We start from the raw sequence: 11,976 nt of genomic DNA, 5'->3' as shown, positions 1-11,976 counted from the left end.
CACCGTTTTGATCGTAGAGAGGAAAGAGAGGACCCCATGACCAAGGGAACCATCAGCCGACGCGGCTTCATGAAGGCCGCAGCGGCCACGGGCGCGGCCCTTACGGCCGCCGGCTCGATCCCGCTGCTCGAGGAGACCGATCAGGCCTTCGCCGCCGGATCTGTGGAGCGCGTGATGCACAAGACCGCCTGCCATGGCTGCACCAACTGCTGCCCCGTGCGCGTGTACACCGAGGACGGCCGCGTCGTGAAAATCGAGGGCGATCCGGACGGCCCCCTGAACAAAGGCGGCGTGTGCCTGAAATGCCTGTCGCAAATCCAGACCGTGTACAGCCCCCGCCATGTGCTGCACCCCATGAAGCGCGTCGGCGAGCGCGGCGAGAACCGGTGGGAAGCGATCAGCTGGGAAGAGGCCGTGGATTTGGCCGGCGAGCAGATTGCCACGGCCGTGAAGAAGTACGGCCCCTACTCCTACTGGAGCGCTCGCGGAGGCGGCGGCGCCTACATCGAGTGGGAGACCTCCGGGCTCGACTACACCTTCGGCGGCTGCAACTCGCTTGCCTCCGGCGCCTGCCAGTGCGCCATGCCGCGCGACTTCGTCTCCACCACCTCGGTGGGCTTCAACTGCTGCGTTGACATGGACAACGTGGATCGCTGGGTGGGCATCACCGACAACGCTGAGCTTGATGGCACCCGCCGCGACGACACGGAGCGCGTCTTCGTGCTGTGGGGCAGCCAACCGCACTCCTCCAAGGCGGCTCACGGCGGCCACGGGCTGACCGACGCCCGGTCGAACCTCGGCGTGAAGACCATCGTCGTGGACCCCTATATGACCGCCGAGGCCACCAAAGCCGATGTGTGGCTTCCCGTGCGCCCCGGCTCCGACTGCGCCCTTATGCTGTCGTGGATCCACCATATCATCGAGAACAATCTGTACGACGAGGCATTCGTCAAGCACTGGACCAACCTGCCCTTCCTCATCAACCCCGAGACGCGCCTGGCCTATCGCGCCGAGGAGGTGTGGCCCGACTACGTGAACCCCGCCGCCGATCCCGCCGGCGTCTACGACACCCCGGCCTTCGTCTGCTTCGACGCGAAAACCAACTCCATCCAACCCTTCCCCTTCACCGCCCCCGAGAACTGCGCGGTCGATCCGGTCATCTTCGCCACCGCCACCGTGAACGGCAAGGAGGCAAAAACGGCGGGGCAGATTTACAAGGAAGAGGCCGAGCCCTGGACGCTCGAGGCCGCCGGCGAGACCTGCTGGCTCGATCCCGAGCGCATTCGCGAAGCTGTAGAGCTGTACGCTAAGGCCGACTTCGGCGGCTTGTCCAACGGCGTGTTCTCCGACCACCAGGAGAACTCCTCCACCGCACCTCTGGGGGCGCTCGCCATCGACGCGCTGCTCGGCTATGTGGAGTCTCCCTGCTCCGCTTTCCAGAACCACGGTGCCGCTAGCCGCACCGCCGATCGCCCGACTCAGCGCCTGGGCGTGTTCTCCTCCACCTTCGAGCGCTACGGCCTCGGCTGGACGACAGGACTCACCAAGGCCGAAAACGACCGCCAGCTGGACGCCATCGTGGCCGGATGGGACGCCAAGGGCCGCGACGGCAAGGAGATGCAGCGCTACTTCTTCCAGTCACGCTGCGACACCATGGGCGCCAACGAGCACAAGGGCATCCACCAGTGGCAGACCTGCGCCCCCAAGGAGCTGCGGCAGGCCATCACCACCGGCGAGCCTTATCGCCCGCGCGTGATGTACGAGATGTCGGGCAACAAGTACGCAGTCATGGGCCCCACGCTGGAGTGGAAGAAGGCCTACGACGAGCAGGACTTCGTCATCCAGCAGTACCCCAACATGACCTCGTTCACCGTGCAGAGCGTCGACCTGTTCCTGCCCACCACCGAATGGTTGGAATACGACTCCTACGAAGCGCCGGGCACCCATTTCAACCGTCATTACGCCCGCTGCCAGGTAACGCATCTCGGCGAGACGGTGAATCCCTTCGTCTCCCCCTACCAGGTGGCCGAGGCTGCCGTGGAGAAGCTCGGCGCCGAGAACGTGTTCGACCCCGACGCCTACAAGGTGCCCTTCTACGAGAGCCTTGAGGCGGCACGAGCCGATTGGGCCGAGCAGATGGGCAAAGAAAGCTGGCAGGAGATGCTCGACGACATCGACCACCGCTTCACCGAGGAGCCTATGGACGACTACATGGCCTACTACCAGTACAAGGAGCCGGTGAGCGACGGGCTGCCCCGCGGGTTCGCCACGATGTCGCGCAAGGTGGACGTGTACTCCGAAGCCATGCTGCGCCTGGCCCGCACCGGCTTCCCCTACATGTACCCCTTCGAACAGCCGGCCTGCGACGACTACGACCCCATCTGCACCTTCAAGGAACCCACGGAAAGCCCGCTTGAGAGCGCCGAGGGCTACGATCCGGAGTATCCGCTCGTCATCACCACGGGACGCTTGCCCCACTTCCATCACGGCACCATGCGCCACGCGCCCTTCGTCCGCGAGGTCATGCCCGCGCCCGAGCTGAAGATCAATCCCGACACAGCGGCGAAATACGGCATCGAGCACCTGGACTGGGTGAAGATCACCTCGCGCCGCGGTTCATCCAATGCGCGCGCCTATCTCACCCAGGGTATCGCCCCGGGAGTGCTCATCACCGAGCGCTTCTGGAACCCCGAGTGCTTCGACGAGACGCAAGAGTCCATCACTCCCGGCATCGAGGAATGCGGCTACAACATCATGTCCGCCGACGAGTTCCAAAACCCCTGCTTCGCCACGAACAGCTACCGCGCCTTCACGGTGAAGATCGAGAAGACCGAGCGCCCCGAGCGCATCTGGATCGAGAGCGAGCAGTTCCAACCGTTCATGCCCACGCTTTCGGGCGAACCTGTCACCGAGGAGGTGTTCTAAATGCGCAAGGGCCTGCTGATCAACCTGGACCGCTGCTCTGGCTGCGACAGCTGCATCGTCGCCTGCAAACTGGAAAACGAGCTGCCCCTGGGCCATTTCTACAACAAGGTCATCGCCGTGGGCCCCACGGGCACCTTCCCCAACGTGGAGAAGTACTGGCTGCCCTCGCAGTGCCAGCAGTGCGAGAATCCCGCTTGCGTCCACGTGTGCCCCACGGCCGCCAGCTACCGGGATCCCGAAACCGGCATGGTGCTCATCGACAAGGAGAAGTGCATCGGCTGCCAGTACTGCATCTATGCCTGCCCCTACGGCGTGCGCCAATTCAACGAGGATGCCGGCGTGGTGCAGAAGTGCACGCTGTGCGCCCAGATCACCGCTGACGGCGATGGCGTGCCGGCCTGCGTCCACAATTGCAACTGCGGCGCGCGCTTCTTCGGCGACTACGATGATCCGGATTCCGATGTGAGCCGCGAGCTCGCGAAGTACCCGGAGGAGGCCATCCACACCCTGCCCGACCCCCATAACGCCAAGCCGCTCACGCGCTACATTCTGTCCCCCAAGTTCGCTTCCTGGAAGGAGCTGGTGTAACCATGGCGATCCAATGGCCCCTCGTTCTGTTCTCGTTGCTGGCCGGAGCCGGTGGCGCTATGCTCGCCTTCGCCGGACTTTCCCAGCTGCTCGGCGGATCGCGCACGGTGCGCCGCCGCGCCGTCTGGTGCGCACTGGCTCTGCTCGTGATCGGCGGTTTGTGCTCGGTGGCCCACCTGGCCTCTCCGCTGAACGCCATCAGCGCCGTGACGAACCTGCTGTCGTTCTCGGGTATCTCTATCGAGCTCATGCTTCTGGGCGCCAACGTCATCGTAGGTGCGGCCTATCTAGTGCTCACCCGCGAGGAGGGCCGCGACGGCGCCGTGCGGGTCGTGGCGGTACTGGCGGCGATCTTCGGCATCGCCATCGGGTTCTTCTGCGGCCATGGCTATGTGATCGACGCCCAGCCCACCTGGAGCACCGAGACACTGCCCCTGGCCTACCTGGGCACCTCTCTCGCCCTGGGCGCCTTTGCCTACGCCCTGGTGGCGGCCACGACTAAGACGTCGGCCGACGGGACGGCCGGTGCCGGGGAGCTGGGCGGCAAGCTGTGGCCGGCCGTGCTCGTCTGCGCTGTCGTGGATGCCGTGGGCATTCTCGCCTACGGGCTGTTCCTCGGCCTTGACGTGGCCGCGGCCCAAGGGATCCTGTTCTGGGGCGGGATCGTGGCGTGTGGCATCATCGGCGTGCTGGCCTGCGCCATTGCCGGCATGACCGCGCTGGCAGCGAAGTCGCCTATCCCTCTGGCCGTGGTCGGCGTGGCCTGCGCCGCCATCGGGGGTGTAGCCCTGCGCATGCTCATGTGGGCCTGCGCCACCGGCTACATCGACCTGTTCTCCCACGGCATCCCCAGCGTGATGCTGCACCTGTAGCGTTTCCCTCAGCCGAGGGAAAGCCCCTTCTCGGCACTTTCCCTCGGCCCCTGCGGGACGACGCGTCCAGCGAATCGTCCCGGCCCACCCACTCGTCACCTAAGGAGACCGCCATGACCAACCCCGTTTACGCCATCGACCTTCTCGAAGACCGCGCCTCCCTGTACCGTATGCTCGCCTCGCTGTATTTCCAGCCACTATCCGAGGAGCAGATCGATGCACTGGCCACGAGCGACCTCGCTGGTCTGGCCGAAGAGAGCGACTCCCCCTTCGCGCCGGCCTACCGCGACTTGTGCGGAGCCCTGCGCCTGCGCCATACGGGCACCAAAGAGGAATTGGCCGCCGACTTCACTGGCGCCTTCTACGGCATTCGCACCCGAGAAGGCCGCACGGCCCAGCCTTTCGAGTCGCTGTTCAGAACCGATGGCCCGGCAGCCCTCATGGGCGAGGCGCGCAGCGAGGTGTACCGAGAGCTGCGTGTCCACCACCTGCGCGTTCCCGAAGGCATCGACCTGCCCGAAGACCACCTGTCGTTCATTTTCACCTATTTGGCCCACCTTTGCGATGAAGCGCGCCAATCGCTCGAGTCGGGCCGAGAGGCCGAAATGGAGAAGATCGCCGAGAGCCAGCGCGCCTTCTTCGCCGCCCATGTGGATTCATGGATCGCCGATTTCATCGCCCAGGCGCGTCTCATGGTCGAGACCCGATTCTACCGGGGTGTTCTCTCGCTAACGGAGGCTTTCATCGGCGAGGAAAGGGCTTATTTCAGCACCGAGCAGCCGCAGGCAGCGTAGATACGGAAGCGCATGGGCGCGGCGTTCGGGCCGCGCAACGGCACTTCCGCCGCGTTCTGCTGGGAAGAGTGTAGCGCATGGGCGCGTTTTTGGCTTGGAAATCACGGTTTTGTGACCAGCGGGCGGCAAACTCGCCACCTGCAAAATGAGCGACCTGGGAAAACGCCGCCCCGACTGCTCTCGACGAGCGCCGGGGCGGCGTTTTGCGTCACAAACCCGTTCAAACCAAGCCAATTCGCACGAAAAAAGAATCGCGGGGCGTTGGCGCTAGGCGACCAGTTCGCCCTGGGGGCCTCCCGCCGCCGCGTTCGATCCCGCTGTGGTGCTTTCCCCCTGCCCCTGGGAGCCCTCGCCTTGCTGGGCGCCCTCGGCGTTCTGCCCGCCGCGGCGACCGCCGAAGTCGCGACCCTGGCCGCCATCGCCCTGCGACTGCTCGCCATCGGAGAAGTCGCCCCGCATGCCGCCGCGCTGGCCGCCCATGCCGCCGGATGTCGGCGTCGTGGACGCCGTGAATTCGGTCGCCGCACCGTCGACGGACACCGTGCCCGCATCGCCCTCCGCCAACTGCGGGGCCGAGACGACGACGCACTGGAAGGCAACCGGAGCCGTGTAATCGACCACCGTCGTGCCAGCCGCATCGGCCACCGTCACCTTCGCGCCGGCAGAGCCCTGAGCCATCACCAACGCGAAGGGCTGCGTGCCCTCGGTGAACGACTCGGCCATCCCGGCCGAGCCCGCCAAAAGCACCGTGCCGCCGGTGATGGTGGCGCCGTACTCATAGTCGAGAGCGCTGTCGCCGTTGCCGGAGCTGACACCGAGCAGCATGCCGCCCGTCACCTCGATGTACCCGTTGGAATCGACGGCATCGCCGCCGGCCTGGATAGTCACCGTGCCGCCGTTGATCTGGATGAGGCACCCCTCGCTCGCATTGGCCCCCATAGGACCGCCCGCGCCACCCATGCCGCCCATGTCGCCGCGGCCTCCCTGGGGCATCTGGCCGCCTTCCGCCCCTTCGGGCCGCTCGGGCATCTGGCCGTCAAACCCCTCGGGAGGCTCCGGCATCTGGCCGTCTTCGGGCATCGTCGGCACCTCGCCTTCGGGCAGCTCGGGCATCGGGCCGTCAGTTCCGTCCTGGCCGCCGAATCCCTCGGGGGGCTCCGGCGCCTGGCCGTCTTCGGGCATCGCGCCGCGCGGCGCGCCGGCGGCCGCATCGTCGCCGTTCGGCGCCTCGCCCTGCGGCTGCTGGGGCTCTCCGCCTTCCGGCTGCTGGGGCATCTCGCCCTCGATGGTACCGGAGTCCCCAGCAACTCCGTCGGCGGCAACTCCCTCCGCGGAAGACCCGTCGGCAGTTGCGCTCTCATCGCTCCACTCGGCCACGGCCGCGTTGATGCCGTCGTCGCTCGCCACGATGTTCAGCTCGCCATCGTTGACGATAACCTCCTCGGCCTCGATTCCCTCGTCGCTTCCGGTGATGTTCAGCGTGCCGCCGTCCATGGTGAAGCGAGTCTCGGGATTCATGCCCTTGCCGCCGGCCTCCACCGTGAATTCTCCGCCGGTCATAGCCGCCTCCACCTGCGAGCGGAACGCGTGGTCGGCCGCCTTCACCGTGCCTTCGCCGCCGGTGACGCGCAGATACGTGGCAGCCTGCACGCCATCGTCCTGCACATCCAAGGCGAACGTGCCGCCGTCGATGGACACGAAGCCGCGCGTCGGGTCCTCGTCGTTGCTCGACTTCACCCCATCGCCGCCCGCCGTCACCGTGAACGAGCCGTCGGCGATCTTCACGCAGTCCTTCCCGCGCAGACCGTCTTCCTTGGCCGTCACGGTGATGGAGCCGCCGGTAACGACCAGGTCGTCCTTGGAATTCACGCCATGGCGGTAGTTGCCCTCCACCGTGAGGGCGCCGCTTCCGTTGATGGTCAGGTCGTCTTTGGAGAACAGGGCGGCATTCGGCTCGTCTTCCCCGTCGGCGAGCACGTACTCCGTGCCGTCCGCGAGCGTGTTCTGCGAGCCGTCGGCCAGCGTGACGAACACCTTGTCGGCCTGCTGCACCTCGAACGCAGCGCCGTCGGCATGGCGAATGGTCGCGCCGTCGAGCACCACCTGCACCTTGTCCTGATCGCTCGCGTTCACCACGAGCGACCCATCGGCGAGTTCGCCCGACACCACATAGGTGCCAGCGGCCGTGATGGTCACCGTGGATCCCTCCACGGCAGCACCGTCGCCCTCCACCGTGGCACCCGTGCCCGAAAGCGCGATCTTCGTTGCCGAGGCGGCATCGTAGGAAGCGTCCTTGTCGCGATCGGAGTAATCGAAGTCCATCCCGTCGATATCGATGAGCGCATCCCAGTCCACCTCGCCCGTAGCGGCATCGACCGCCGGGGATGCCGCTACACTCTCGCCGTCCTCGGTCGCGTCGTCGTAAGTGCCGCCCGCGCAGCCGGACAGTGCCAGGGTGGCCGCCAGCGCCGAAGCCAGAGCCCCGCGCGCCCACCGTCGCCGCCGCTCAACCGCACCGTTCATCATGTTTGTCTTCATCATGTAAGTCCTCCCAGTTAATAGTACGTTTCTATTTCATTCAGGAAACCGCCCCGTGTGGGGAATCGTCCCGCAGCGCTACAGCGTTTCTCGTGCCTGGGGCGTCATGCCCAGCGAGATCTTCAGGTTCCCGTTCAGGCAGCGCAGCTCGTCGATCATGGCCTTCTCCAGCCCCGCCTCGCGCATACGCAGCTGGTAGGTCAACTGAAAGAGGCTGCCCATGTTCGTGGTCGTCACCTCCACCAGCTCCGACTCGGCCGCATAGCGCCCGAGCACCGCGTCGAACACACCGTCGTACTCCAGATCCTCGGGGATGGTGATGCGCAGCGTCTTGCCGGGTTCGCGCAGCCGCCCGAAGGGCGTGAGCACGAACAGCAGGTTCACCACGGCCACCACCACGGTAAACACGACGGCGAGCCCCAAAAAGCCCATGCCCGTGGCCAGGCCGATGGCCATGGCCAGGAACACGCTGCCGATGTCTTTTGCCGAACCGGGAATGGAGCGGAAGCGCACGAGGTTGAACACGCCCATGACCGCGATGCCCGCGCCGAGGTTCCCGTTCACCAGCGTGATGACCATCTGCACGATAAGCGGCAGCAGGGCCAGCGTAACGACGAAGTTCTTCGAGTAGCTGTGACGGAACATGTACACAGCCGCGCAGGCCGCCCCCAGCACCACTGAGAACGCGCAGCAGAGCAGGAAATCAGTGGCGGACACGGCACCTACGAGCGAATCAGCCGTCCCGAATACGGAGGTGAAGGTGGAATCGAACATGGTTTTCCTTTCTTTTCGCAAGTCGATTTGAAAATTTGGCCAAAAATGCCGTCGAGTGCGCTCTTCTTCGTAGCGCGGGACGCAAAACAGGCTGTTCTCGCCTCCGGAACGCCTCTTCGCGGCCTTCGATTTAACGAATTCAGATAGCTGCAGCCCTCCTCAGAGCCTGCGGCAGCTCACTCGAGGCCCTTTTTGGCCATTTTTTCGCATCGGCTCTTCGTGACGCCATCTGGTAGGCGTTGCCGTACTTGGTGAACGAGGCCGGGTAGACGGCGTGCGCCGAGAGCGCCTCCACGAGCCACGGCGGATACGGGCCGGCGCTCTTTATCTCCATAATGGCCTCGCGCGCATCGATGATGGGGCGCCACGGCGAAGCCGGTTCGTGGCAGTCGAGGTACCGCAGGCAGTCGTCGAAGGTGATGCGCAGCTCGGGGTCGAAAAGACCGCCGTCAGCCGCATGGGTCAGCAACGTCTGCGGCTGGAAGGCCCAGGCTTCCCGGTCGCAGGCGATGCCCATAGAGGGCACGATCGGCAGCCAGCGGTCCATGGCCGCCTCCAACTCGCGGGCAATCTGGCGCGTCGCCGGCGCCAGGGCGGCCGCAGCCTGCCCGGCGTCGGGCAGCGGCCAGCGGGCACAGGCCTGCTCGTAGGAAAGGCCGCTCACGAAGGCAAGGGCCGCCGGCAACGTGAGCGCGAGGCGCCGCTTGTACACGATGCCCTTGAACTTCTTCTTGATGCCGAAGAACACAACCGCCGAGAGGGGGTCGAAGGATCCGCTCCCCGAGGCCGGTGCATAGGCGCCAGCACGGGCTTCCACCTCGGCATCCGACAGCGGCGCACCGTCAGCCGTGCGCATGAGGGGACCCGCCGCGAACGCGCCCATGAGGGCAGCCCCGGCGGGCTCGCCGTAGGCGCGCAGGCGCAGCTTCTCCTTGTAGAGGGGCTTCTCCACCGAGCGCGCGATCATGGCGCGCTCCGGCGTGTCCAAGTACAAGCTGGTGATCCGCGAGCGGCCGTAGGCGTCCACGGCCATCGACGCCCCGGCCGCCGCCTCGATGGCGCGGCGCTGGGACTCGTCGATGCGGTACTTCTTCTCCACGCGCTTGAAGACGCTGTTGTAGGCGGCCACGGCGCCTCCTTTCCGTATCTCGACGGCGGCTATCATAGGGGGAGTTCCTGAAAAGTCCCTGAAGCAGGCGTTTCCTTTCAGCTTGCTTTCAGGCGCGGCGCTACAATGGAGCCGACGGAAAAGCCCGCGCCCGCAAGGCGCCCGGGCCCAGGCCCCGACCTCGACAAGGAGCCCCATGCGCATTCTGGTGGTGGAAGACGACGTGCGCCTCGCCGAGGCTCTCGCGCGCATCTTGGAAGATAACGGCTATACCGTGGACGCGGTCCACGACGGGCAGGCGGCCATCGACTACGGCACGACGGGCGTCTACGACGTCATCATCCTGGATGTCATGCTGCCGAAAGCCGACGGTTTCACCGTGGCCCAGAGCCTGCGTCGCGCCCACGTGAGCACGCCCATCCTGCTGCTCACGGCCCGCGATGCCACCACCGACAAGATCCGCGGGCTGGACTCGGGCGCCGACGACTACATGACCAAGCCCTTCTCCCCGGCAGAGCTCATGGCGCACCTGCGCGCCCTCACGCGCCGCCAGGGCGATGTGGTCTTCGAGACCCTCGCGGCGGGAGACCTCACCCTGAATCTGGAGAGCCTCGATCTGACCTGCGGCGGCAACACCATCCGCCTCTCCCAGAAGGAGTTCGCCATCGCGCGCATCCTGCTGGGATCGCCCGGCGCGGTCATCTCGAAGGAGGCGCTCATCAACCGCGCCTGGGGGCCGGGCTCCAGCGCGAGCGACAACAACGTCGAGGCCTACATCTCATTTCTGCGGAAGAAGATGGCGCATGTGGGCTCGACGGCGAAGATCGAGACGATCCGCAGCGTGGGCTACCGGTTCGCGGAAGGCGCTGCCCAATGAGGCAGGCCACCCCCGCGCTGCTGCGGCGCCTGCGGGTGAAGTTCGTCGCCCTGAACATGGCGCTGGCGGCCCTTGTGCTGGCGGCCTCCTTCGCCGCCATCTGCTACATGGACTACCGCGGCGACGCAGACGAGGTGTACCGCACGCTGCGCCAGGCCACGGCGCGAGCCGTGGAGAAGCCGCCCCTCGTCCCCGACCGCGGGCTGCTGCCGCAGCTGCCCCAGCAAGACGACGGAGCCGGCAACGCGGCCGATGCGCCGGGCGACCCCAATGCCGGCGGCACGGCGGAGTCGGCAGACGGGGGCGCTGACGGGGGCGCGGGGGCAGACGGCGCCGAAGACTCCGCCGGCGAGGCCGAGGCCTTCGCGCCGCCCCAGATCGGCGGGGAGCACCGGCGCGGCAGCGAGAATTCCCTGCCCGTGGCCGTCTACTACTGTGAGGGCGGCACGGCCCTGCAGGCCATTGACCATTCGACGGCCTCGGTGCCCGAAAGCGTGCTCTCGGGGGCGCTGCGGACGGCGCTGGCCTCGGAAAGCGAGCGTGGTTACCTGCCCGAGGAGCGGCTATTCTACGCGAAGCGCGACATCGGCGGCGTCGCCATCGTGGCCTTCGCCGACGGAGGGGCGGTCGACGGCTGGCGGGGGCTCGCCCTGGGCCTTGCGGCCGTGGGAGTGCTCGCCCTCGCGTTGCTGTTCCTGCTGAACATCCTGTTCTCCCGCTGGGCCCTGGGGCCGGTGCAGCGCGCCTGGAGCCAGCAGCAGCAGTTCATCGCCGATGCGTCCCACGAGCTGAAAACCCCGCTCACGGTCATCCTGGCCAACAACGCCATCCTGCGGCAGCGGGGCGCCGAGACCATCGCGAGCCAAGCCCAATGGGTGGAGAGCACGCAGATGGAGGCCGAGCGCATGCAGGCTCTCGTGGCCGACATGCTGGATTTGGCCCGTCCGGCCGACGCTGCCCCCGCAGACCAGCCGGTGCCAGTGCTCGACTTCAGCCGCCTGGTGGAGGGCGAGGCCCTCACCTTCGAGGCGGTGGCCTTCGAGCGCGAAATCACCTGGGAGAGCACCGTTGTCGAGGGCGTGCAGGTGCGCGGAGCCGCCACGCGGCTGCAACGACTCGTGGCCGTGCTCTTGGACAACGCCTGCAAGTACACCGACGCGGGAGGCACGGTAGAGGTTCGGCTGGGGAAAGAAGGCAGCCACGCCGTGCTGGCCGTGCGCAATTCCGGAGAGCCCATCGCCGCCGAGGACCTGCCGCACCTGTTCGACCGCTTCTACCGCGCGGACAAGGCGCGCACCCAGGCCGGCGAGAGACCAGCCGCCCCCGAAGGCTACGGACTGGGGCTCGCCATTGCCTCGGATATCGCCCAGGCGCACAAGGGCACGCTCACCGTGGCGAGCACCGCCGAGGCCGGCACCACCTTCACCCTCGTCCTGCCTTTGGCCTAGCGATCCCGCTCAGCTGGGCAAAGAAATGCCCCCGAGCCGTGAAGAGGATAGG

General features: G+C 66.6%; 9 protein-coding genes. 6 read left to right on the top strand and 3 right to left on the bottom strand.

Translation table 11 applies throughout. From position 1 onward, the window contains the following. The first annotated feature begins 36 nt into the window (after positions 1–36). From Q5064_RS06025 to Q5064_RS06010, 4 genes are all read left to right on the top strand, one after another. Positions 37–2,925 carry a molybdopterin-dependent oxidoreductase gene (locus Q5064_RS06025; protein ID WP_302963040.1) on the top strand — a complete coding sequence of 963 codons (2,889 nt, stop codon included), beginning with the start codon at positions 37–39 and terminating at the stop codon, positions 2,923–2,925. Beyond that, positions 2,926–3,513 (top strand): 4Fe-4S dicluster domain-containing protein, encoded by a 588-nt coding sequence (locus Q5064_RS06020; RefSeq protein ID WP_302963038.1) that lies wholly within the window; start codon positions 2,926–2,928, stop codon positions 3,511–3,513. Between the two features lie 2 nt (positions 3,514–3,515). Then, complete coding sequence (locus tag Q5064_RS06015) at positions 3,516–4,385, top strand: DmsC/YnfH family molybdoenzyme membrane anchor subunit (protein WP_302963037.1); 870 nt, start codon at positions 3,516–3,518, stop codon at positions 4,383–4,385. Between the two features lie 113 nt (positions 4,386–4,498). Continuing rightward, positions 4,499–5,179: a molecular chaperone gene (locus tag Q5064_RS06010; protein ID WP_302963036.1), complete on the top strand. Its 681-nt coding sequence runs from the start codon at positions 4,499–4,501 to the stop codon at positions 5,177–5,179. A 267-nt stretch (positions 5,180–5,446) separates the two neighbouring features. Here the strand turns inward: Q5064_RS06010 and Q5064_RS06005 are convergent, their stop codons facing one another. The 3 genes from Q5064_RS06005 to Q5064_RS05995 all read right to left on the bottom strand — a co-directional run bounded on the left by Q5064_RS06005 (position 5,447) and on the right by Q5064_RS05995 (position 9,620). Next, positions 5,447–7,720 (bottom strand): carbohydrate-binding domain-containing protein, encoded by a 2,274-nt coding sequence (locus tag Q5064_RS06005; RefSeq protein WP_302963034.1) that lies wholly within the window; start codon positions 7,718–7,720, stop codon positions 5,447–5,449. A gap of 75 nt (positions 7,721–7,795) precedes the next feature. Further along, positions 7,796–8,491: a DUF4956 domain-containing protein gene (locus tag Q5064_RS06000; protein ID WP_302963032.1), complete on the bottom strand. Its 696-nt coding sequence runs from the start codon at positions 8,489–8,491 to the stop codon at positions 7,796–7,798. 139 nt (positions 8,492–8,630) lie between these two features. Next, complete coding sequence (locus Q5064_RS05995) at positions 8,631–9,620, bottom strand: polyphosphate polymerase domain-containing protein (protein WP_302963030.1); 990 nt, start codon at positions 9,618–9,620, stop codon at positions 8,631–8,633. 175 nt (positions 9,621–9,795) lie between these two features. Between Q5064_RS05995 and Q5064_RS05990 the strand changes: the two genes are divergently transcribed. Beyond that, entirely contained in the window at positions 9,796–10,476 is a 681-nt protein-coding gene (locus tag Q5064_RS05990) for a response regulator transcription factor (RefSeq protein ID WP_302963029.1), read from the top strand. Further along, positions 10,473–11,924 carry a cell wall metabolism sensor histidine kinase WalK gene (locus Q5064_RS05985; RefSeq protein ID WP_302963028.1) on the top strand — a complete coding sequence of 484 codons (1,452 nt, stop codon included), beginning with the start codon at positions 10,473–10,475 and terminating at the stop codon, positions 11,922–11,924. The genes Q5064_RS05990 and Q5064_RS05985 overlap by 4 nt, the downstream gene beginning before the upstream one ends. Positions 11,925–11,976: the final 52 nt, after the last annotated feature.

Source organism: uncultured Adlercreutzia sp. (genome assembly GCF_958431955.1).
Taxonomy (GTDB): Bacteria; Actinomycetota; Coriobacteriia; order Coriobacteriales; family Eggerthellaceae; genus Adlercreutzia.
Note: the sequence above shows the minus strand (reverse complement) of the source record. Positions and strands in the feature narration are given on the sequence as shown.